Here is a 21,935-nt window from a genome sequence, read left to right as displayed (position 1 = left end):
CACCGCGGGCGACGAATACATATTAGGACACTCGGGGCGGGCTTGGCGGGCGACAGGAATCAGCACGAAAGCGCCACGCTCGATCGACACGGACGACGTCGGCGCCTCATTGCGATCTCTGCGCGAGAGCGGCCCTTTCACGCGATGCCTTGACGGCGGCGTGGGGCGCATTTCGTTTAGACTCGCGGTTCCCCTTTGCACGGAATCTTCATGAAACGATTCGCTCTGGCGGCCGCGGCCGCCGTCTCCCTGCTGGCCGGCTGTGGAGATGCAACCATCCATCACCATCGCGCACCGCAGGATCCGCCCGATTACCATGGCGTGCCGACGGACACACGCCCGCCCGCGATGATCGATGCGCCCGGTGCACCGGGCGCGACTCCACCGCAATAAAAGAGGTGCCGGTGCGGTTCGAGGCCGCTCTCTTTTCGTAGCCGCTCGCCCGCGCCGCCTCGGTCAGCGTGCTCGGTAACGAATCGCAACACCGCGCCATGATGTCGGAGGAATGCCGTGCGTTAAAATCGGCGCGTTTTGCTCCGACCGATCCACGACACCGAGTACGTACCGATGAGCTCAGCCGCCCTTTCCAAATACGATCCCTTCGCACGCCTGCTGCACTGGCTTATCGTCGTTCTGCTGGTGGCTCAGTACATCGTTGCCTGGACGATGCCGGAGATTCATCGCGGCACGCAGCCTCTCGGGCTCATTACCTGGCATCTCGAGCTTGGGACCGCCATCATCGCCATCATGATCGTGCGCATCGTCTGGCGCTTCACGCGACATGAGCCGGATGTCATCGAAGCGACGCCGTTCATGCGTCAAGTGGCGTGGCTGACGCATATCCTGCTTTACGTGCTCTTGTTCGTCGAGCCGATCTTGGGCTGGATCAATGCTTCGTCGCGCGGCTGGTCCGTGACGCTCTTCGGCACGATACCGCTCCCGCCGCTATCGGCGACGGGTTCCGCCCTCGGTCACGAAATGGGCGATGTTCATCAGGTCGTCGCATGGGCGCTGCTCGGACTGGTCGGGCTGCATGTGGCCGCCGCGCTCTTCCACCACTTCTTCCTGCGCGATGGCGTGTTGCGCCGGATGGCGTGAGCGCATGCCCCGTCTTTGGCGCAATCGGGGATTCGAATCAACATGTGGGAATTCCCCGATCCAATCCTCGGGTGTTTGAAATCAGCCCGGACGCAATGTCTTTTAGAGCGGCTCCGCGAGGAAGTACTCGCGGACTGCGCTGACAAAATAAATCGGTAAATCCAGAAGAATAGCCGGCAATAAATCTGAAAATCGGGAGAATAACGATAGCTACGGCTCGCGCGACCGTGTGTCTGCCCCAACAGACAAGGCCGAGCGCCGATGCGAAACTGCATTCGACTCAGTTGGCCGTTATGTGCGCTTTCCTCCATGAGTCTCTGACATTACTTCGTCTCGGCCGGCCATTAGGTTCGAAAGACGAATTAATCGATTGTCGATTCCGAGGGAAGCGGCTAAATTCCTAATCGGCGCATGGCGAACCGGTCCTTTGCCTTAATGCGCCGAACCCCCGTTGGCCCGGCCTCGCCGGGCTTTTTTTTGTGCGCTGCGCCAAGGTGTAACGAAACGCTGACACTTTGCGCAATGGCGCGCCCGCGAAAGCGCTCGACGGGACGGGGCGCCAACCGCTCGTCTCAGCCAATGTTCCCATCCCCGCGCGGCATTCCGAGCGCGGCGTCCCACCGTTAGGCGCCCGGCATTTTCCTTGCTTCTTGCCGTCCCTTCGAGCAACCCAACCCATCCCCCACACTTTCGAAGGAGATTTCCCCATGGCAGTCGATTTGACCTTTCGCGCCGGCGAGGCGACCGTACTGGCCGCCGAGGGCCAGGCGACCGATGCGATGCCGGAGATATTGATCGGCCGCGTCGACGGCCCGGTCGGCCATGCGTTCGCGAGCATGATGGCGCAAAGCAAAGGGCACACGGCGATGTTCGCGATCCGCGCGTGCAATCAAATGGTACGGCCCGCCACCATGATTGTTCCGAAGGTCACGCTAAAGGATATGGCGACCATCGACCTTTTCGGCGGCGTGGTGCAGTCCGCTACCGCGGATGCCGTCGTCGATTGTCTGATCGAAGGCATCCTGCCGAAGGATCTGGCGAACGAGCTCTGCATCATCAGCCTCGTATGGATCGATCCGCGATGCGTGACGGACCCGGATCTCGACAAGAAGGACATGTACCGCACGAATTACGAGGCGACGAAACTCGCGATCCAACGTGCGATGAACCACGAACCGAGCGTCGACACGCTGATCGCCAACCGCCATACCATCAAGCACGATATGGATGATTGGAGTTGATCGGCGGCGGCGAACGCCGCAGGCCGCTTGCGTAGGTTGCCCGTAGCAAGCGGCGCCTGTTGTCCGAATCGCGCCGGCCCCGAGGGCCTAGCCCTCAACGAGCGGGCAGATAGCGCGCCGGATCGATCGACTGTCCCTTGTAGCGCAGCTCGAAGTGCAGCGCGACGCGATCGTTGTCGGTATCGCCCATTTCCGCGATCTGCTGGCCCTGCGCGACCGCTTGTCCTTCCTTGACGAGCAGCTTCCGGTTGTGCGCATAGGCCGTGAGGAAGTCGGCATTGTGCTTGACGATGACTAGGTTGCCGTAGCCGCGCAGGCCGTCGCCCGCATAGACGACGGTACCCGGCGCCGCCGCGACGACGGACGTGCCCGCCGAGTTCGCGATGTCGATTCCCTTCGAGCTGCCGCCGTCGAAGCCGCGCACGGTCGTGCCTTGCGCCGGCCAAATGAGCTTGATCGCATTGGCTGGTGCCGCCGGCACTGACCCGAACGCGGCGCGCGCCGCGTCGCGGTTTGCCGCGCCGGCGTTGGACGTCGTGCCGCGCGGCGTCGCTTCGGCGGACGAGCGCGGCCCGTTCGAGCTCGTCGACGCGACGTTGCCGGGCGGCTCGACGCGCAAAACCTGGCCGACTTCGATGGCGTTCGGATTCGACAGGTTGTTCCAACGGACGATGCTCTGGACCGACTGGCGATGCTCACGCGCGATTTGCGTCACGGTATCGCCGCGCTCGACGCGGTAGTACCCCGGTTCGACAGGCGCCGTGCCACATGCGGCGAGCACGGCCGCAAGCGGCAGGCAGGCGAGCCGCTTCATTGTTGTTCTCAGCATTGAACCTCGCTTGGACTTCGACTTCCACGATTGCTTAGGTTTCGCTTCGCGCGCGCAAGCCCGGAAGGGCGCCGCGCGAGAAAAACGTCTGATTTTAGCGGGTGCGAGCGTGCCGCCGCCGTTTCGGGCCGAAATTTGCCGAGCGCGGACGGGCGGCTCGAGCGGGCGCGCTCGGTTTTCAATCGATTGAACCGCCGAATGCCGCCGGTCAAAAAGCGACGCTCAAGGCTTCGCAGCCGTCAGCGAGACGCGGATTCTGAGCGCCGCCTGTTCGTGCTCACCGGGCGCGAGCCAGCGCAGGCCGAATCCGTTGTGGATGGCGTCGGGCAGCCCGAGCCACGGCTCCACGCAGTAGAAGTCGGAACGCTCGTTCTCCGTCCAGCTTGTCACGGCGTACCAAGGCACCGAGCCTGGCCGGTTCAGGTCGATCTCGATTCGCTTGCCGAGCGGCGCGCAGGTGAGCCGCACCGGTTGCTCGGGAACGTCTTGCAGACAATGAAAGCGGTCGTGGATGCGCGCTTCGTCGAGCGTATAGCGCGGCTCGCCCGCCTCGGGCGCGCTGATCGACCCGTCTTCGAGCTGGCGGCGCCGCTCGGTCGGTGGCAGCTCGAGCGTCGTTTCGCCGCGCAGCGTGTGCGGCACGGCGAAATAGAAATGGTGGCCCGCGTAGTAGGGGAGCGGCGCATCGCCCATATTCGCGGTCGTCAGCGTGACGTCGAGAGTGCAGGCATCGACGAGCCGGTACTCCGCTTCGAAGCGAAAGCCGAACGGGTATTGCTTGCGCGTTTCGTCGGTGTCGGCGAGCGTCATGCGGATCCCGCGGCCGTCGGCGTCGAGCGCCGGCGAGAACGGCAGGTCGCGGGCGAAGCCGTGCATCGGCAGCGCGCGGACCACGCCCGCCCTGTCGCGCCACTCGCCGATGCGGCCGTCGACGCGGTGACGCGCCAGAAACGGAAAGAGCAGCGGATTGCCGCCGCGCACGCGCGCGAGCTGGGTCCAGTCGGCTTCGTCGGGCCAGAAGACGATGGGCTCGTCGCCGATCGTCCACGAGAGGAGGCGGCCGCCGAATTGCGGAGCGACGCGCAGCAGCGAGTCGCCGTCTACCAGTTCCACGATGTCGTGCTGTTGAAAGAGTGTCATGCGGTTCTCGCGCGAAATGGGTGATTGCTCGCTTCGGCCGAGCGCCGGACGCCCGGGCCGAAACCGTGATTGTGCGCGAGGTTGGGCTCCGGAAAAACCCTTGGTGGGGAAATCGTGGGTTTTGCCCGCGGCGCGGACTCGCCGATAATGCGCCTTCGCGCCCGCTGTCTGTTCGCCGGGCCGCTTTTCTCGTTCACGCGTCCGCAAGGGCCGCGCCTCGTCAGGGGAGATGCATGGATCTGGCAATGGCAATGGGGCTCGCGTTGTTCGGCATGTTCGCCGGCAGCACGGTGCTCTTCTTTTATCGGCTGGGCCGGTAATATCCTGGGTCGCGGGTCGCCTGGTCTCTCGCCGGCGAGCCCCTTGACTTCCCGGTCGGCGCTGCGATCGACAGGCGCGCTCGAGTCGCGTCTCTTTCTCGGTTCTTTCGTTTCCTTTCGGTTCGCGCCGAGCCGCCCCGTCCCGAGCGTTGCTCGATAGGCCAATTCGCGCGATTTCGGTGACAGTCTGTCCTGCGCGCCCGTGACAATTGACGGCGCTCGGCCTGCCCGCCTTCGCCGTGCATGAGCGATCGATTCGCCGCGTGCCGGGGCGTGCCCGTCTGTCCTCACCGATGATCCGCATTGCGGCGCGTTGCGTCGCCGTACCCGCTCGGCATGAAGCCTGCTTAGCGCGTGAGAAGCTCGGCGGGCGGCCGACGAGGAGACCGATCGATGGCATTGGGCGAGAAGCTGCAAGATTGGCGCGGCAACGCATTGCGCCTCGAAGACGAAGTCGGCAAGGTCGTGATCGGGCAGCAGCAGACGATCCGCCTCATCAACGTGGCGCTTTTCGCACGCGGCCACGTGCTGCTCGAAGGCGGCGTCGGTGTCGGCAAGACGACGGTGCTGCGTGCGTTCGCGCGTGCCGTGGGCGGCGAGTTCGAGCGCGTCGAGGGCACCATCGACCTCATGCCGGGTGATCTCGTCTACCACACCTACGTCGACGCCGAGGGCAAGCCGCGCATCGACCCGGGACCGCTTTTGCGTCACGGTGAGCGGCTCACCACGTTCTTCTTCAACGAAATCAACCGCGCGCGCCCGCAAGTCCAGTCGCTGCTGCTGCGGGCAATGGCCGAGCGCTCGGTCTCGGCATTCGACCGCGAATATCGCTTCCCGCACATGACGGTGTTCGCCGATCGCAACAAGGTCGAAAAGGAAGAGACGTTCGAGCTCGCATCGGCCGCGCGCGACCGCTTTCTCTTCGAGCTCAACATGCCGACGCCCGCCGACAGCGCCGTGCGCCGCGCCCTCGTGTTCGATACGGCGTTTCACGATGCCGATGCGCTGATCGGCGAAGTGCGGCCTGGCGTTGTCGCCTGGGAAGAGCTCAATGCGATCGGCGCCGCGATCCAGCAATCGATCCATGCGAGCGAGACGATCGAGCGCTATGTGCTCGACATCTGGGACGCGACGGAGAATCCGCGGCGCTTCGGCATCGCGCTCGAGGGCGTCGAGATGGATCGGCTGGTCCTCGCGGGCGCAAGCCCGCGCGGCATGAGCGCGCTCTTGCGCGCGGCGCGTGTCAGCGCCTGGCTCGCCGGGCGCTCGCATCTCACGCCCGAGGATATTCATGCCGTGCTCGCCGCCGCACTCGGTCATCGCGTCTTCTTCACGCCGATTTACGAATTTCGCCGCCAGGAGCTCGCGCTGGCGCTGATCGAGCAGATCGTCGCCCGAGTCGCCGCGCCATGACGCAAGTGGGACCCTCGATGAGCGGACGATGAACGGAGCGCGCGAATTCCACTACCGGTTGCCGGTGCGCGCGAGCGGCGTTCGACCGGGCTCGCATCCGGGCACGAGCTTCGGCCCTGGCCAGGAGTTCGCGATGCACGCGCGCCTCGTGGACTATCCGGATCCGCGCCGGCTCGATTTGCGCGCGAGCGTGCAATCGGTGCGCAGTGAATGGCTCGTGCGGCTTCATTTGCAGCGCGTGGCCGTGCCCGTGCATGTGCTCGTCGATGTGTCGGCTTCGATGTGCTTCGGGAGGTCGCGGCCGAAGCTCGACGTCGTCGCCGACTTTGTCGAGGCGCTCGGATTCAGCGCGTTTCGCAGCGGCGATCGCGTCGGCATGACGGCGTTCGACGACGACGAACGCGACGATCTCTTCGTGCCTGCCCGCTACGGCCGCGGCGCCGGCGAGGCCATGGCCGCCCTGTTGCGCGGCACGGCGGCTCGGCAGGCGGAACCGGCTGCCGTCGCGGCACGGGCACGCGGCGATGGGGCGCGCGGTCTCGCGCGCGCAGTCTCGAAGCTCGCGGGCCGCCAGGGGCTCGTCTTCATCGTCTCGGACTTCCATTGGCCGCTCGACGCACTGCCCGCGACACTCGACATGCTCGTGCATGCGTGCGTCCTGCCGATCGTCGTCTGGGACGAGTCGGAACTCGCGCCGCCCGGCGACGGCGCGCTGCTCACGGTCCGCGATCTGGAGTCCGGTGCGAAACGCACTCTGTGGCTCTCGAAGCGCGTGCGCGCCCAATGGCGGGACGCCGTCGCGCAGCGGCGGCGCGCGCTCGCCGAAGTCTTCGCGAAGCATGCGATGAAGCCGTTTTACCTCGTGGGCGACTTCGATCCCGACGAGCTCTCGCGCTATTTTCTGGAGCAAGGCGCATGATGCGGCGCGATCGATATCCGCTCGATATGCCTCGTCTTGCAGCCGCGATTGCGCTTGCTTGCGCGCTCGCGCTTGCCGGTACGCCTCTCCCCGTCGCCGCGGCGGACCTGCAGGCGAAGGTCGATGAACCGCGTGCGTTCGGGCACACGATCGGCGACGTATTGACGCAGCGGATTCTGCTGGCCGCCGGCGATCACGATCTCGGCCGCGTGGAGCTTCCGTCGGCCGGCCGGGTCGACGTCTGGCTCGAGCGCCGCGCCGCGCGCTTGGAGACGGATGCCGAAGGGCGCCGCTGGATGATCGTCGACTATCAGGTCACCAATTCGCCGCGCGACATCACGCGGATCGCGCTGCCCGCGCTCGCCTTGAAGACGGCCGCCGGCGACGTGCTGCACGTGCCGGAGTGGCCGTCGAGCGTCGGTCCGCTCGTGCCGGACGCCGCGACCGACGCCGCGGCGTTGCGCACGATGCAGCCCGATCGCGCGGCGCCGCCGGCGGCGCTCGCGCCAATCGAGCGCCGGCTCGCCGTGACGCTCGCATTGCTCGCAGCCACGCTTGTCGCATGGGCCGTATGGTGGATCCTGCGTAATCGGCGCGAGGCCGCGCGACTGCCGTTCGCGGTTGCCTGGCAGCAGATGCGGCGGCTCGGCCCGAGCGAGGAAGAGAGCGATGCCGCCTGGCGCGCACTGCACCGGGCACTGAACGAGACGGCCGGGCGCGTCGTCCATGCGGGATCGCTGACGATCCTATTTTTACGCGCCCCATGGCTGCTGCCGTTGCGGCCGCGCATCGAGCAGTTCTATCGACAGTCGGAAGCGCGTTTCTTCGCCGTGGCGGCGGGGGACGAGATGCGGCGAAGCGGGCACGCGCAGGCGAACCCTGTCGTGGCGAGCGATGCAGGTCACGATGTCGAAGCAGGGTCGACCGGTGACATCAGCGACATCAGCAATATCAGGGACGTCGGCGACGGTATCGGGGGCTCCCGCGACGGCGCTTTGCGCGGGCTCGTGGCGCTCAGTCGCGCGCTGTTTCTAGCCGAGAGGCGCCGACACCCATGAGCGCGCCCATCGATTTCGCCTCGCCATGGATGCTGTGCCTGCTGCCGCTCGCACTGCTGCCGCTCTTGCCGCGACGCGACGAAGCGCTGCCGTTCTCATGGTCGGCCTGGCTGCCGCCCGATCGCGTGGGCCGCGTGCTCGGCTGGGTCGCGCGCGCCGCGGCGGCGCTGGCGATGGCCGCGATCGTCGTCGGGCTCGCGGGGCCGGGTCGCTCGCATCTGGAAGCGCGGCGCACCGGGCGCGGCGCCGAGATCCTGATACTGATGGACCGCAGCGGCAGCATGAACGACGTGATGGCGAGCCGCGGCGTCAATACCACGGGCGATTCCAAGAACAAGGTGGCGCGCATCGCGATCGGCGAGTTCGTCGACGGACGGCCGAACGACCGGTTCGCATTCATGATGTTCGGCATCGCTCCGATCCTTGCCGTGCCGTTCACGTTCGATCACGCGATCATCCGCGCGGCGATCGACGGCACGCAAGTCGGCCGCGGGATGCCCGATACGCAGCTCGGACGAGGGTTGCTCGCGGCGATCCGCCAGTTCGACGGTCTGCCGTGGACGGGACATCGTGCGATCGTCATGGTGTCCGATGGCGGCGCGCAGCTATCGCCCGACGAGCGTCGGCTCATCGCCGAGGGGTTGGCGCGCAACCGGATTGCGCTCTACTTCATCTATTTGCGCGGCAGTATCTATAGCGCCGAGCTCGGCGCGGCGGTCGGCGCCGGCGACACTTCGCCCGAGGCGCAGCTGCATCGTTACTTTCTGACGTTGAGGACGCCTTATCGGCTCTATCAGGCCGGCGATCCCCGCGCGATGGCCGAGGCGATGAACGAGATCGGCCGGCAACAGAGCTTTCCGATCGCATTCGACGAGCGTTTGCCGCGGCAGGATCGCAGCGACGTTTGCTACGCCGTCGCGCTGGCATGCTGCCTGATCCTGCTCGCCTCGCGCATCGTTCAAGTACGGAGTTGGGCTTGAGACGCATATCGGTTCATACCGCATTTGCCGCCGTGGCGACGGTCTGTGTCGCGCTAGCGGGTTACGACGCCGTGCGGCTCGGCACGGCGAGCCGCATCGATGACGAAGTGCGGGCGATTGCGAACGCGAAGCGCCCGACGGTTCGCAACGAGCCCGTGGTGTCCGCGGTCTCGGCGAAAGGGCCGGCTTTGGCGTCCGATACGGCGGGTGATCCCCCAGCCGGCGACCACGCGCCGCGCGCGGTCCAGCTCGCTCAGGCGATCGCGCTGTCGGCGGCCGGACAATATGCAGCCGCTGGGCGGCGCTTCGAGGCGCTCGTCGAAGACGGGCCGCGCGATGCGATCGGGCGCGCGGCCCTTTTCGATCTCGGCAACCTGTACCTGCGCGAGGGGGCGGGCGAGACGGCCGATGCGGTTCGCTCGCTGCCGATGATCGAGCAGGCGAAAGCGCGTTACCGCGCGCTGCTGCGTGTGGCGCCCGACGACTGGGATGCCCGCTACAATCTCGAGCGCGCGCTGCGGCTTGCGCCGGAGACGCAGGAAGACATGGATGCCTCGAAGGCGGTCACGAAGCATGGCGTCCGACTGCGCGGCGCGCAAAGCGAGGATCTGCCGTGAAGCCGGGCGGGCTCGCATGCGCACTGCTCGGGGGCCGCAACTGGGCGGTGGCCGGCGCGTTCGCGCTGCTCGCGCTCGCACTGGCGTTCCCGCGTGTCGAGCTGCCGCGCGACACCTTCGACTACATTGTGACGTTCGATATCACGCAGAGCATGTATACCGAGGACGTCAGCGTCGCCGGTGCACCGCTCAGCCGGCTCGCTTTCGCGAAGTCCGCCATGCGCGAGGCGCTTGGGACGCTGCCGTGTGGATCGAAAGTCGGCTGGAGCGTCTTCACGGGACAAAATACGTTGTTGCTGGTGCCGCCGATCGAGGTTTGCCGCAGCTATGACGCACTGCTTGCCTCGCTCGACGCCATCGACGGACGCATGCGCTGGACCAACTGGAGCCGTATCGCCGAGGGTGGCGTCTACTCGGCCGTGCGAGTCGCGCGCACCGTCGGCCGCAATGTGGACGTCGTCTTCATCACGGATGGACAGGAGGCGCCGCCGATCATCCCATCGAACGCGCCGTCGCCCGACATTGCTTTGCCCGGCGTGACGGGCTGGCTCATCGGTGTCGGCGGGGATCAGCCCGCTCCGATCCCGAGGACTGACGCGAACGGCAATCGAATTGGCTACTGGAGTGCGTCCGAAGTGATCCAGGTGGCTCCCGCGCCGGGGGCTCCCGCCTCGTCGTCGAGCGGTTCGGATGCGTCTCCCGCGACGGCCGAAAGCCACGAAGAGCTCTCCGAGCTGCGCGGCGAGTATCTGTCGGCGCTCGCCGAGCGCATCGGCTTCGGCTATCGTCGGCTCGTCGATGCCGGCTCGCTTGCCGCGGCGTTGCGCGACGCGCGCTTCGCTCACCGCACGCGCGTGCCGACCGACGTGCGCTGGGTGCCGGCGCTCGCCGCGTTGCTGCTGCTGGCCTGGCGGTACAGCGGCGGACTGAGGCGGCGCCGCGCCGCCGCGCTCGATTCGGGAAATACTCCCGGGCCGTCCGCGGCCGGGCAGGTTCGCGATGGGCTAAGCTTTGTCGCATCCCATTCCGAAATCGATGGGGCGTAGTGTCCTGTCCCGGGACGGGGGCACTAGTAGCCCGCGTGGCGGCGCACCTCCCGCGCCGCTCCGAATAGAAAGGAGAACTAACGATATGGTGGGGACATCCTGGCGAACGGCTCACCGGGAAGCGCGCACGCCGCGCTTGCCTGTATCGGACGGCGGGTTGACGCGTCGTCGCGCGCGGCCGACGGCGCTCGCCGCCGGCGCGCTCCTCGCGGCCGGTGCAATGCTCGCAGCCGGCGCGGCGCACGCTGCCGCACCCGTCGCTTACGTGACGAGTGAGAAGGCCGGCATCGGCGTCATCGATCTCGACAACCTGACACTCGAGAAAACTTTCTCGATCGGCGCGAGCGGTCCTCGCGGCCTGAGCCTCAACGAGGACGGCACGCGTCTCGTCGTCGCCGACAAGAACACGGGCGAACTCGCCGCCGTCGATACGCGCACGGGCAAGGTCGTCGAGCATGTCAAGGTCGGCAAGAACCCGGAATACGTCCGTGTGCATAACGGATACGCGTATGTGACGTACGAGCCGGGCGAAACCGGGAAACCGGAGGGCAAGCCCGACGGCAAGCCGGGCGCGGACGACGATGATGCGAACAAACCCCCGGCCGAGATCGCGATCGTCGACATGAAGAGCTGGCGTGTGATTCACCGCGTGGTCAGTGGACATGAGACGGAGGGCGTCGAATTTTCGCGCGACGGCAAGCAGATGCTCGTGACGAACGAAGGCGACGATACCGTCTCAGTCTACGAAGCGAGAAGCGGCAAGCCCATCACGGTCGTCAAGCTCGCGGCGGGCGGACGGCCGCGCGGCATCAAGGCCTCGCCCGACGGCAAGGAATACGCCGTCACGCTCGAATCGCTGAGCAAGCTGGTGGTACTCGATGCGAAGGACTTCCATGTGGTGAAGACCGTCGACACGAAGCTCGGGCCTTACGGCGTCGTCTACGGGCCGTCCGGCAACCGGCTGTTCGTCGCGGCGGGGCGCGACAAGACGCTTCAGGTCTTCGACGCGCATACCTATGACCATCTCGCCGATGCGCCGATCGGCCAGCGCTGCTGGCACTTCAGCTTCACGCCGGACGACTCGAAGCTGATGTTCGCGTGCGGTCGCTCCAACGCCGTCTATGTGCTCGACGCGAAGACGTATGCGCCGATCAAGCAAATCGGCGATCTGCCGCTCGCGTGGGGGATCGTCACCTATCCGCCGAGCGACGGATCGATCGAATCGCGCTGAACCGAATCAATCCCATCGATAGCGCAGGCCGACCCAGACGCCGCGCGGCGCGCCCACGCCGACGAACTGCTCGGCGACGGGGCTCGCGCCGTTGAACGTCTGGTTCGGTCCCGTGAAGACGTTCTCCCCGAGCACGCCGAAGCTCGCATAGCGTTTGTCGAGCAGATTCGTCACGCGTGCATAGACTTCGAGCTGCTTCGTCACACGATAAGTCGTGTCGAGATCGATCAGAAAATAACCGGCGAGCTTGCCGTTCACGTCCTCGTTGTTTTCGTCGCCGCGCGCGAAAAAGGCGCTGCGATAGCTGAGGTTCGCGCCGATGTCCCACTGATGCGTGGCGCTGTAATCGAGGCGCAGCTTGACGGTATGGGCCGGAATGCCGGGGATGTGAGCGCCGGGCTTGACGGTGATGTCGCCGGCGGCATCGGCGCTCGAATTCGCCGGGACGTGCTCGGTCCACGACGAGCGATAGGTGGCGTCAATATAGCTGTAGCTCGCGCCGAGGGCGAGCGGGCCGAACTGCGTGCGGCCGGCCAGCTCGATGCCCTGGCGGCGCGTTTTGCCGACGTTCTGGAAGAAGCCCTGCGTACTCGCGGCGCTGCTGATGAACTCGATGTCGTCGTCGAGCGTCGTACTGTACGCGGCGGCGCTCCATGTCGTCGCCGAGCCGATTCGCCCGCGCGCGCCGATTTCGAACGTCTTCGAAATGACAGGCTTGAGCGCCGGGTCGGCCAGGAAATCGTTCGGCAGCGAGCAGGGCGCGTTAGGATCCGCGCAGGCGAGCTCGATCGCGGTCGGCGAGCGCATCCCTTCGTTGTAGGTCGCGTAGGCCGTCAGCGTCGGCGTCGGGTTCCAGTTGATGCCGACGGCCGGATTGAAGCGCGAGAAAACATGGCGGGCATTCAGCAGCGGCTGAGTTCCCGTTTGGTCGGCAATCTGCGCGCTCGACCAGTTGTAGCGTCCCGAGAGCGTGAGCGCCCATTGCTTCGTCAGCGAAAGCGTGTCCGTGAAATAGACACCGTAGCTGGCGTTGCGCGTCTTCGCGTCCGTCTTCAACGCGAAATCATCGATACCGATTGCTCCGCGCGACGCATTGAAGACCGCGTCTTGCGAGGATGCCGTGTAGCGCGAATTGGCGATATCGGCGGCGATGCCCGTGACGAATTGATTCTCCATGCCGGCGAGCTTGCCGAGCAGCGTCAACTGCAGGCTGCCGCCGTAGCTGTCCGTCGTCGCGACGGCTTGCTGGTTCGTCGCCTGGACGGTATCGACGTTGCCCGTCGCCGGATCGATCGTGCCGAAATCGGTGTTCTGGTTGCTCGCGAAATTGCTGTTGCGATAGTGCCGGTAATAAAGATTGCCCGAGAGCTCCACGTTGTCGCTGATCGTGCGGTCGCCCGAGAACGTCAGATACCCCACGCTGTTCTTGTTTCCGTCGGGATAGGTGTACGGTTGCGAGGGATTGCCGAGGAACGAGCGCGGCAGCGTTTGTGCGCCGGAAAGCTGGTTGTCCGCGCCGCCGGCCGACAACGAGAGCGTCGTATCGGCGTCCGTATAGCGCAGCTTGCCGAATGCCTGGCGGACGCGGCTCCAGTTTTGTTGGGCCCACCCGTTGTCGTTCTGGGCGTTGGCCGTGAAGTAGTAATCGAGATTCGAGCCGATCGTGCCGCCTTGTTCGATCTGCGCGCTCTTGCGGCCCCACGAGCCGGCGCTCACCTCGGCTTCGCCGCCGGGGCTCGTCTTGCCGTTTTTCGTCGAGATCGCGAGCGCGCCGCCCAATGTGTTGAGACCGTAGGTCGGATTCGAGCCGGGGATCAGCTGAATCGTGTCGATCGCTTCCTGAGGGATGAGGTCCCAGTTCACGACATCGCCGAAAGGTTCGTTCACGCGCACGCCGTCGAAGAACACCGACAGGCCCTGCGGCGTGCCGAGGAGCGGCGAAGCGGTGAAGCCGCGGTAGTTGACGTCGACCTGATACGGGTTGCCCTGCGCCTCGTTGATGTCGACGCTCGGCAGGTTTTTCTCGAAGTAATCGGTGATCGTCGCGCGATGCTGTCGATCGAGATCGCGCGCACGCACGGTCTGAACGTTGGCCGGCACTTGCGCGAGTGGCGTGCCGAGACCGAGCAACGGAGTGGTGCCGATCACGACGACGGGCGCAAGGACGTGCGCTGTGTCCGCGCTCGAGGTGGGAGCCGGTGCGGCTTGGACCGATTGTGATGGCGTTGCCGTCGCGGGAGCCGGCGCCGAAGTGGAGGAGGCGGCGCTCACCGCGGACGCCGCGCCAGGTTGCGTTTGCGCGAAAACGGCGGCGGGCATGCCCGCGAGCGCGCCGCCGACAAAAAGGGCGACGCCGGCGCGTCGTTTGAACGGAGGCCCGCTGCGCTTAGTACCCATTGTCTCCACTCCTGCCGGTTTATTTTGGTCGTGCGTGCTTCGTCGGCTTCTCGCAGGACATCTTGCGACGATGCTGGCTATCGCTATGTTCGAAGCTTCGCATGCAGCGGGCGTAACAGACCCAGGAGGTTTTCCCGATCTGACGACGGGTCGTCTCCCGCGTTGGCGATGGCCGTGTCCCGCACCGCCGAGCCTCGGTACAATCGGCGCGTGAGCCCCTCCGAACGCGACCGCCCGAGCGCACCGCCGCCCCGCACGCCACCGCCGCCGCATGCCGCGGCCTGGCGCGATCTCGCCTGGGTCGTCGGTGCCACCGTGCTGACGCTCGTATTCAGTGCGATCTTCAACCTGGGCGAGCACCTTTACCGCTGGACGCGCGGCGTGGAGCGCCTGCAGCTCGACGAGATGCCCGTCGTCCTTTGCGTGCTCGCGGTCGGTCTCGCCTGGTTCGCGTGGCGGCGCTATCGCGACGCGCAACGTGAACTCGCGTGGCGGCATGCGCTCGAGCAGGAGGCCGAGCGCCTGCTCGCCGAAAACCGTCAGCTCGGCAGAGAGGCGCGCGATGCCGAAGAGCACGAGCGGCGCCGCCTCGCGCGCGAGCTTCATGACGAGCTCGGCCAATACCTGAACGCGATTTCGCTCGATGCCTCGCGTATTCGCGACTTGTCGGCGAGCGCGCAGCCCGAAATTCATCGGCTGTCGCTCGGCGTCGTGGAGAGCGCGATTCATGTCTATCGACAGATCGGCGGCATGATTCGCCAGCTAAGGCCGGTCGGCCTCGACGAATTCGGCTTGCCGACCGCGCTCGAGCACTGCGTCGACGGCTGGCGCGAGCGGCTGCCCAACGCTTCGTTCTCGCTCACGATCGAGGGCGACTTCGCCGGGCTTTCCGACGCCCTGAACATCACGCTCTACCGGTTCGTGCAGGAAGGGCTCACGAACGTATCGAAGTACGCCCGCGCGGCGAATGTGGAGATCTTCGTCGTGCGGGGAACGCGGGAGGCCGACGAAATCGTCGTCACGCTGACCGACGACGGTCCCGGCACGGACCTGAGCCACCCGCGCGGCGGGCTTGGGCTCATCGGCATGCGCGAGCGCGTCGAGGCACTCGGCGGCGAGTTTCACGTCGCGAGCCGGCCCGGCGGCGGCTTCTTCGTCTGCGCGCGTATCCCGGCTCAGGCGGGGCTGGCCGAACCGGTCAGGTGAAGCCCGAGGCGGCTCGCAATCTGGGCGAGCTGCACGCCGTTGTCAGCTCCGAACTTCTGCCGGATCGCCGACTGGTGATTGGCGACCGTCTTCTGCGAAAGACCGAGCTTTTCGGCGATCGTCGGCAGCGTATAGCCTTGCGCGAGCATGCGCAGCACTTCGAACTCGCGCGCCGAGAGCTGCCGCCCGGGTGGGCCCGCGGTGAACGAACTGCGCATCGCGAGCGCGCGCGACACGTCGGGGCTCAGATAGCTGCCGCGCCGCGCGACGGTATCCACTGCTTCGACGAGCACGTCGGGAGCGCTCGCCTTCGTGACGTAGCCGAGCGCTCCGGCATTGAGCGCGCGGCGCACGAAGAGGGCATCTTCATGGACGCTGAAAATCAGCACGCGCGCGTCGGGCTCGCGCGCGTGCATCCTGCGCATCGCCTCGATGCCGCTCGCGCCCGGCAGCGAGACGTCCATGACGACGACATCGGGACGCAGCGCGCAAAACCGCTGGTAGGCCTGCGCGGCGTCGGCGGCCTCGCCGCAGACGCGCACATTGCCGCTGACTTCGAGCAGCCGGCGGTAGCCTTCGCGGACGACGGCATGGTCGTCGACGAGCAGCACTGAAATGTCCTGGTTCATCGCCGTGCCTCCGGCGTGGGCTCAATCGGGATCTCGCCTTGCGAGGCGAGCTTGCGCGAATTGCTGTCGCTGCGAAAGAGGATCGGCTGCTCGTTGGGGGCGGCCGTGCCGGGTGCTAGTGCAGCGTGGGCTTCGCTCGCTTCGCGCGCGCGTTCGACGAAGCGCACGACTTGCTCGTGCGCGGGCGACTTGTCGCAGACCGGATCGGCGTTCGCCGCATCGCCCGTCAGCAGATAGGCCTGGCAACGGCAGCCGCCGAGATCGTTGGTTTTCTCGTCGCAGCTGCGGCACGGCTCCTTCATCCAGTCAAAGCCGCGAAAGCGGTTGAACGCCGCGCTTTCGTACCAGATGTCCGAAAGCGGCGTGTCCCTGACGTTCGGGAACGTGAGCCCCGGCAAACCGCGCGCCGCATGACATGGCAGCGCCGTGCCGTCGGGCGCGACGCCGAGGAAGACGGCACCCCAGCCGTTCATGCAGCGCTTCGGACGCCGCTCGAAATAATCGGGTACGACGAAGAAAATCCGGCAGCGCTCGCCGTGCGTCTTGCGATAGCGTTCGACGACGGCCTCGGCGGCCTCGAGCTGCTCGCGCGTCGGCAGGAGTTGAGCGCGGTTGGCAAAGGCCCAGCCGTAGTACTGCGTGTTGGCGAGCTCGAGATACTCGGCGCCCATTGCAAGCGCCATCTCGATGATCTTGTCGACGTGCGGCAGGTTGTAGCGATGCAGCACGCAGTTCATGACCATCGGGAAGCCGTGCGCTTTGATCGAAGCCGCCACACGCCGCTTGAGATCGAACGTGCGCGTGCTGCTGAGAAAGTCGTTGAGCTGTTGCGTCGAGTCCTGAAAGGAGAGCTGAATGTGATCGAGGCCGGCGGTCTTCAGGTCGTCGAGCCGTTTATCGGTCAGACCGATGCCCGACGTGATCAGATTCGTGTAGAAGCCGAGCTTGCGCGCCTCGCCGACGAGGATTTCCAGATCGTCGCGCATGAGCGGCTCGCCGCCCGAGAAGCCGAGCTGCGCGGCACCGAGCGCGCGCGCCTCGCGCAGGATGCGCACCCATTGGTCGGTATCGAACTCGCGCGTGTTCGTCGCGTAGTCGACCGGGTTGTAGCAGAACACGCAATGGAGCGGGCAGCGGTACGTGAGCTCCGCGAGCAGCCAAAGCGGCGGGGCGACGCCTTCGGGCTTGCGCTCGGCGCTGGCGGTTGCCGCGGCGGTGGGAGAGGAGAGATCGGTCATGGCGTCTACTCCAGCCAGCCTCGAGTGCGCGCCTCCGTCACGAACGCGAGCACCTCGCCGCCGATGCCGGTCGCGTTGAACGCCTTCTCGAGGTCGGCAATCAGCATGTCGATGTCCCGTGTGCCGTCGCAGCGCTTGAGAATCTCGGCCGCGCTCTGGTTGAGCTTCACCATCCCTTCAGGATAGAGCATGACGTAGGCGTTCTGCGCCTCTTCCCATTGCAGGCGGAAGTGCGATTTGAGGCGCAGGTGCGCCGATGGGGGCGTTGACTGCGCCGCATCGTCTGGCGTAGGAGCGTTCGGATTCATCACGGGAAAGCCTTCTCGATGGAGTCGAGCATCGACCAGAGGATATCGAGCTTGAACTGCAGGATCGTCAGCGCGCGCTCCTGTTGATCGCGCCGTCGGAAATGATCGAGCGTCACCTTGAGCCCGTGCTCGACGTCGCGTTGCGCGAGCGCGATGCGCGAACGGAAATAGGCGAGCCCTTGCGGCTCGATCCACGGATAATGCTCGGGCCACGATGCCAGGCGGTCCTTGTGAATCTGCGGCGCGAACATCTCCGTCAACGACGAGCAGACCGCCTCTTGCCACGGCGCGCGGCGCGCGAAGTTGACGTACGCATCGACGGCGAAGCGCACGCCGGGCGTCACGAGCTTGAGCGACCAGAGATCGTCGCGCGACAGCCCGACCGCGTCGCCGAGCCGTGCCCACGCCTCGATGCCGCCCTCGTTGTCGCCGTAGCCGTCGTGATCGAGGATGCGCAGCACCCAGAGCCGACGCGTCTCGCGATCGGGGCAGTTCGAGAGAATCGCCGCATCCTTCAGCGGGATCTTGATCTGGTAGTAGAACCGGTTCGCAACCCAGCCGCGAATTTGCTCGGGCGACGCGCCGCCCGTATTCATCCGCACATTGAACGGATGATGGATGTGGTAGGCCGCGCCCTTCGCGCGCAATTGCGCTTCGAATTCCTCGCGCGTCCAGGCCGGCTCGCTGGGGGCGACATCGCGCACGGGGGCGGTGCCGAATGTGTCGTTGAGGTCCATTGTTGGTCGTCTCCTCACAACTCGAACGTCATACCGTCGTAGGCCACTTCGATGCCGTGCTCGTCGAGCACGCGTCGCTCCGGGCCATCTTCGATCAGGATGGGGTTCGTGTTGTTGATGTGAATCAGCACCTTGCGGACAGGCCGCTCGCGCGCGCCCGAAATCGAATCGAGCACGGCGATCATGCCGTTCTCGCCCGACTGCGCGAGATGCCCCATGTCGGCCGCCGTCTTCTTCGAAAAGCCGAGGCGGATCATTTCGTCGTTGGTCCACGTCGTGCCGTCGACGAGCAGCAAGTCCGCCCCGCGCATCGCCTCGAGCACGTGCGGCTCGAGCTGGCCTAAGCCCGGCGCGTAGAACGCGCGCCTGCCCGTGGCGAGGTTCGTCACGACGAGACCGATGTTGTCGCCGCGCTGGGGCGCCGCGCGATGCGGAGAATAGGGCGGGGCCTTGCTGAGAAGCGGCAACGGGTCGATTCGCACGCCGGGCAGAGCGGGAATGTCGAGCGGGCGGCCGTCGAGCGCGATCGGACGATGCTCGACGCCGCAGTAATGCGAGAGGATCGGCCCGATCGGAAAGCCCGTGCCGAGATCGCCCCAGACGGCTTCGGTCGCATAGAGCGGAAGCGGCGCGCCGCGCTCGCGCAGCATCAGAAGGCCGGTCACGTGGTCGATCTGCGCATCCATGACGAGCACGGCCGCGATGCCCGTGTCGCGCGCTTGCCGAGCCGGCTGCAGTTCCGGGTTCGCGGCGATTTGCGCGAGCAGGTCCGGCGACGCGTTGACGAGGAGCCAGTCCTCACCGTTCGCGCTGACGGCGATCGACGACTGTGTGCGTCGCGTCGCTTTGACGGTGCCGCGTCGCACGCCGTCGCAGTTGCGACAGTTGCAGTTCCATTGAGGGAAGCCGCCGCCGGCCGCGGAGCCGAGCACCCGAATCTTCATCGCGGCTGCCCCCGCCTGTCGCTCGCAGTCGATTTCGCCCCGCGCGGCAACATTCTCGCGAGCGTGCCGTCGTGATCGATCAGCTCATGCTTCGCCACGCCGGCGATATGGAACGCGATCAACGCGATCAGCGCGAAGGCGATCACGTGATGCGCGCCGAAGAAAATCGCACGCAGCCCCGCATCGTCCCAGCCCCATTTCGGCAGCAAGATGCCCCAAAACCGCGTGCCGTAAGTGTTGAACGAGGAGCCGAGATAACCGGTGACCGGCATCGCGACCATTCCCACGTATAAAAAAACCTGCGTCGTGCGCGCGGCGGCGCGTTGCCACGGTCGCATCGGCGGCAGCGGCGGCCGGTGAACGGCCGCGAGCACCACGATACGGATAAGCACAAGCAGGAAAACTGTCAGCCCGAGCGACTTGTGCAAATTGATCAGCGTCGCTTTGACGGGCAGGCCTTTCGGCAGGCCGACCATATAGAGGCCGAGCGCGATGAGCGCGAGGATCGCGATTCCGATCAGCCAGTGCAGCACAATGAGGCCTGGCGCGAAGCGCGCGGTGCCGCTCGCGTCTCGCTCGTCACGCGTCCCTTCGCGCTCCGGGCGCGCTCCGCTTTCTCGCTTGGCGCGCGGCGCCGAATCGAGAAAGTCATGAGTCCTTCCGGCGGAGTTATCCACGTCATCCTCCTCGATCACTCGATTCCTTCGACTGTCACCACCGTATTGCTTCCCTCATTGAGCGCCGCGGCGCACGCGAGTTCGATGCGCGGGCTCACTCCACGATCAGTATTTCCCCTCGTCCGTCCACGGCCAGGTCGCCCGCATAGCGGGTGGGAAGCCGGTTCGCGGCGAAGCGCGAGAACGGCGCCGGCGCCGTGGCGAGGCTGCGCGCGAAGAGCGCCCAGAACACCTCGAATCCGCGCCCGCCGTCGACGAACGTCGCCGGCAATGCGGCTGGCCGCGTGGCGAGGACGAGCGTGCCGCGCCGCATCCCATACGCATAGTGTGCGCCGAGCTGGCCGCCGATGCAGATCGTGCCGGCGACGAGGCGCGAGGCCGCGAACGCGCCGCAATCGCCGCCGACGAGCACGAGTCCGCGCCGCATCCGGTCGGCTAGCCGTTGGCCGGCGCTGCCACCGATCATGAGCGTGCCGCCCGTCATGCCTTCCATTTCGCCCGCGCGCGCGCCGGCCGCGAAATCGCCGCAGTCGCCGGCCACGGCGAGCCGGCCGCCGCGCATCTCACAGCCGACGAAGTCGCCGGCGTCGCCTTCGATCGTCAGCGTCCCACCGCGCATTTGCGCGCCCGCGTAGTCGCCGATCGGGCCGCGCACCGTCAGCGTGCCGGCATCCATGCCTGCGCCGAGCCGTTCGAGCCAGCGCGCGTCGCCTTCGATGACGACGGCTGGTGCCGCGGCCTCGCCCGCATGGACGCCCGTCGTCGCCGGCGCGCTCTCTTCGGTGCGTGAAACGTCGAACAGGTCGGCGACGGCAAGCGTCTGCGAGCCGGCTCGCAGGGCGAGCCGCTCGATCGACGCGAGCGGCAGCGCGTCGAGTCGCGCGGGCGTGAGCGGCGAGCCGTCGACGGGAAAGGCGGGCGACGCCTTGAGGCGCAGGATCGTCGTGCTCATGCGCGCTTTCCTCCGACGCCGGCGGAAAGGCGCCGCAGCGGAAAGTGATAGGGCCCCAGCTTGCCTCCGTAGTTGCCAGCCGAAATCCGCAACACGCCGGCGTCGCGGCCGAGCGCGGTCGCGGCGACGATGCCGGCCGTCATGGCCGAGCCGACGTCGGCCTCGGTCAGCCCGTCGATCACGATCTCGAGCACGCTGCCGACTTCCGTCGTCAGCTCGGTCCGCGTGGTGAGCCCCGTCAGCGTCGGGCAGAACGCGTCGTTGGTCGACGCCGTCGCGCCCGCGTACTTGGAGCCAACCTTCGAGCCCGAGCGGACGATGCCGCCCGGAAACGGCAGGATCACGTTCGGCAGCGCGCGCATCGCGGCGACGGCGGCCTCCGTCGCGGCGAGCGCCGCCTCGGTGTCGCGCGCGATGAGCAGCAGATTGCCGCCGCCGACGGCCTTGACCGTGGGCACCGTATCCTCGCAGACGAACTCGCCGTCCATGACGGGCACGCGCCAGTAGCGGCGGCCGTCGATCATCTTCGAGATCTGCCAGCCGTCGCCGAAAAACCGCAGTTGGCTGCCCAGATCGGCGTTGTCTGAGAGCGGCGCCTGGCTCGTGGCCGGGTCGATGCCGGCATAGACGGCGGTAGTCGGGCACGTGAGGACGCACTGCCCGACGCGGCGCCCGAGCTGCTTGGCGAGCTCCTTCGACGAAACCGCGAACAGCAGCACGGCGACGCCGGGCCGGCCGTCGGGCGTCTCGCCGGCCGCGCAGTCGCGCTCGATGCCGGCCTCGCAGCCGCAACCGATCACCGATGTGGCGAAGCCGGCGAGCGAGTTCGCCGCGTGGCGCGCCCAAGTCGGCGTGTGCGCGGTGATGACGAGCCGCGTCGCCTTCATCGGGAAGGCTTCGGCGAACGTGTCGTCGATGACGGTGCCGTTGATTTCGAAGGGGCTCGTCATGGAAG

Annotated in this window: 22 protein-coding genes; 11 read left to right on the top strand and 11 right to left on the bottom strand. The window is 66.6% G+C overall.

Annotated features, from left to right (window positions below; translation table 11 throughout):
* The first annotated feature begins 210 nt into the window (after positions 1-210).
* The 3 genes from C9I57_RS05885 to fae all read left to right on the top strand — a co-directional run bounded on the left by C9I57_RS05885 (position 211) and on the right by fae (position 2,339).
* A complete protein-coding gene (locus C9I57_RS05885) occupies positions 211-393 on the top strand; it encodes a hypothetical protein (protein ID WP_181321734.1) in 183 nt (60 codons plus the stop codon).
* Between the two features lie 174 nt (positions 394-567).
* Entirely contained in the window at positions 568-1,098 is a 531-nt protein-coding gene (locus C9I57_RS05880) for a cytochrome b (protein ID WP_107149674.1), read from the top strand.
* Between the two features lie 707 nt (positions 1,099-1,805).
* Positions 1,806-2,339: a formaldehyde-activating enzyme gene (fae, locus tag C9I57_RS05875; RefSeq protein WP_107149673.1), complete on the top strand. Its 534-nt coding sequence runs from the start codon at positions 1,806-1,808 to the stop codon at positions 2,337-2,339.
* 94 nt (positions 2,340-2,433) lie between these two features.
* Here the strand turns inward: fae and C9I57_RS05870 are convergent, their stop codons facing one another.
* The gene (locus C9I57_RS05870) at positions 2,434-3,168 is read right to left on the bottom strand and encodes a peptidoglycan DD-metalloendopeptidase family protein (protein WP_181321733.1); all 735 of its coding nucleotides are present in this window, start codon (positions 3,166-3,168) and stop codon (positions 2,434-2,436) included.
* Between the two features lie 222 nt (positions 3,169-3,390).
* Positions 3,391-4,308 carry an aldose epimerase family protein gene (locus C9I57_RS05865; RefSeq protein ID WP_107149671.1) on the bottom strand — a complete coding sequence of 306 codons (918 nt, stop codon included), beginning with the start codon at positions 4,306-4,308 and terminating at the stop codon, positions 3,391-3,393.
* Positions 4,309-5,021: 713 nt separating this feature from the next.
* Here C9I57_RS05865 and C9I57_RS05860 point away from each other — a divergent pair.
* The 7 genes from C9I57_RS05860 (at position 5,022) to C9I57_RS05830 (ending at position 11,892) form a co-directional block, all read left to right on the top strand.
* Positions 5,022-6,041 carry an AAA family ATPase gene (locus tag C9I57_RS05860; protein ID WP_107149670.1) on the top strand — a complete coding sequence of 340 codons (1,020 nt, stop codon included), beginning with the start codon at positions 5,022-5,024 and terminating at the stop codon, positions 6,039-6,041.
* Between the two features lie 28 nt (positions 6,042-6,069).
* Positions 6,070-6,960, top strand: coding sequence for a DUF58 domain-containing protein (locus C9I57_RS05855; protein WP_107149669.1), 891 nt, complete (start codon positions 6,070-6,072; stop codon positions 6,958-6,960).
* Positions 6,957-8,018 carry a calcium incorporation protein MxaA gene (locus C9I57_RS05850; protein ID WP_258187519.1) on the top strand — a complete coding sequence of 354 codons (1,062 nt, stop codon included), beginning with the start codon at positions 6,957-6,959 and terminating at the stop codon, positions 8,016-8,018. Before C9I57_RS05855 ends, C9I57_RS05850 begins: the two co-directional genes overlap by 4 nt.
* Positions 8,015-8,998, top strand: coding sequence for a vWA domain-containing protein (locus C9I57_RS05845; RefSeq protein WP_107149668.1), 984 nt, complete (start codon positions 8,015-8,017; stop codon positions 8,996-8,998). The genes C9I57_RS05850 and C9I57_RS05845 overlap by 4 nt, the downstream gene beginning before the upstream one ends.
* Entirely contained in the window at positions 8,995-9,615 is a 621-nt protein-coding gene (locus tag C9I57_RS05840) for a hypothetical protein (RefSeq protein WP_107149667.1), read from the top strand. The genes C9I57_RS05845 and C9I57_RS05840 overlap by 4 nt, the downstream gene beginning before the upstream one ends.
* A complete protein-coding gene (locus C9I57_RS05835) occupies positions 9,612-10,661 on the top strand; it encodes a VWA domain-containing protein (protein WP_107149666.1) in 1,050 nt (349 codons plus the stop codon). The genes C9I57_RS05840 and C9I57_RS05835 overlap by 4 nt, the downstream gene beginning before the upstream one ends.
* Positions 10,662-10,881: 220 nt before the next feature.
* Entirely contained in the window at positions 10,882-11,892 is a 1,011-nt protein-coding gene (locus tag C9I57_RS05830; protein ID WP_107149757.1) for a beta-propeller fold lactonase family protein, read from the top strand.
* A 6-nt stretch (positions 11,893-11,898) separates the two neighbouring features.
* Here C9I57_RS05830 and C9I57_RS05825 read toward each other — a convergent pair whose 3' ends face one another.
* On the bottom strand, positions 11,899-14,289 hold the full coding sequence (locus C9I57_RS05825) for a TonB-dependent receptor (RefSeq protein ID WP_258187518.1): 2,391 nt from the start codon (positions 14,287-14,289) through the stop codon (positions 11,899-11,901).
* A gap of 168 nt (positions 14,290-14,457) precedes the next feature.
* On the opposite strand from C9I57_RS05825, the gene C9I57_RS05820 reads away from it, so the two are divergent.
* On the top strand, positions 14,458-15,495 hold the full coding sequence (locus C9I57_RS05820; RefSeq protein WP_258187517.1) for a sensor histidine kinase: 1,038 nt from the start codon (positions 14,458-14,460) through the stop codon (positions 15,493-15,495).
* Here the strand turns inward: C9I57_RS05820 and C9I57_RS05815 are convergent.
* From C9I57_RS05815 to fhcD, 8 genes are all read right to left on the bottom strand, one after another.
* Positions 15,465-16,124, bottom strand: a complete 660-nt coding sequence (locus C9I57_RS05815; protein WP_107149665.1) for a response regulator — start codon at positions 16,122-16,124, stop codon at positions 15,465-15,467. The genes C9I57_RS05820 and C9I57_RS05815 overlap by 31 nt on opposite strands.
* The gene (gene pqqE, locus C9I57_RS05810) at positions 16,121-17,362 is read right to left on the bottom strand and encodes a pyrroloquinoline quinone biosynthesis protein PqqE (RefSeq protein ID WP_107149664.1); all 1,242 of its coding nucleotides are present in this window, start codon (positions 17,360-17,362) and stop codon (positions 16,121-16,123) included. The genes C9I57_RS05815 and pqqE overlap by 4 nt, the downstream gene beginning before the upstream one ends.
* Before the next feature lie 5 nt (positions 17,363-17,367).
* Entirely contained in the window at positions 17,368-17,670 is a 303-nt protein-coding gene (gene pqqD, locus C9I57_RS05805) for a pyrroloquinoline quinone biosynthesis peptide chaperone PqqD (protein WP_258187516.1), read from the bottom strand.
* Positions 17,670-18,407, bottom strand: coding sequence for a pyrroloquinoline-quinone synthase PqqC (gene pqqC / locus C9I57_RS05800; protein WP_107149663.1), 738 nt, complete (start codon positions 18,405-18,407; stop codon positions 17,670-17,672). Before pqqC ends, pqqD begins: the two co-directional genes overlap by 1 nt.
* Positions 18,408-18,421: 14 nt before the next feature.
* Entirely contained in the window at positions 18,422-19,351 is a 930-nt protein-coding gene (pqqB, locus tag C9I57_RS05795) for a pyrroloquinoline quinone biosynthesis protein PqqB (RefSeq protein WP_107149662.1), read from the bottom strand.
* The gene (locus C9I57_RS05790) at positions 19,348-20,028 is read right to left on the bottom strand and encodes a cytochrome b (protein ID WP_258187515.1); all 681 of its coding nucleotides are present in this window, start codon (positions 20,026-20,028) and stop codon (positions 19,348-19,350) included. The genes pqqB and C9I57_RS05790 overlap by 4 nt, the downstream gene beginning before the upstream one ends.
* Before the next feature lie 94 nt (positions 20,029-20,122).
* Positions 20,123-20,980, bottom strand: a complete 858-nt coding sequence (locus C9I57_RS05785) for a formylmethanofuran dehydrogenase subunit C (protein WP_107149660.1) — start codon at positions 20,978-20,980, stop codon at positions 20,123-20,125.
* Positions 20,977-21,930, bottom strand: a complete 954-nt coding sequence (gene fhcD / locus C9I57_RS05780; protein WP_107149659.1) for a formylmethanofuran--tetrahydromethanopterin N-formyltransferase — start codon at positions 21,928-21,930, stop codon at positions 20,977-20,979. The genes C9I57_RS05785 and fhcD overlap by 4 nt, the downstream gene beginning before the upstream one ends.
* Positions 21,931-21,935 lie beyond the last annotated feature (5 nt).

It is taken from the genome of Trinickia symbiotica (assembly GCF_003028655.1).
GTDB lineage: Bacteria > Pseudomonadota > Gammaproteobacteria > Burkholderiales > Burkholderiaceae > Trinickia > Trinickia symbiotica_A.
This window is presented reverse-complemented; position numbering and strand designations above follow the sequence as displayed.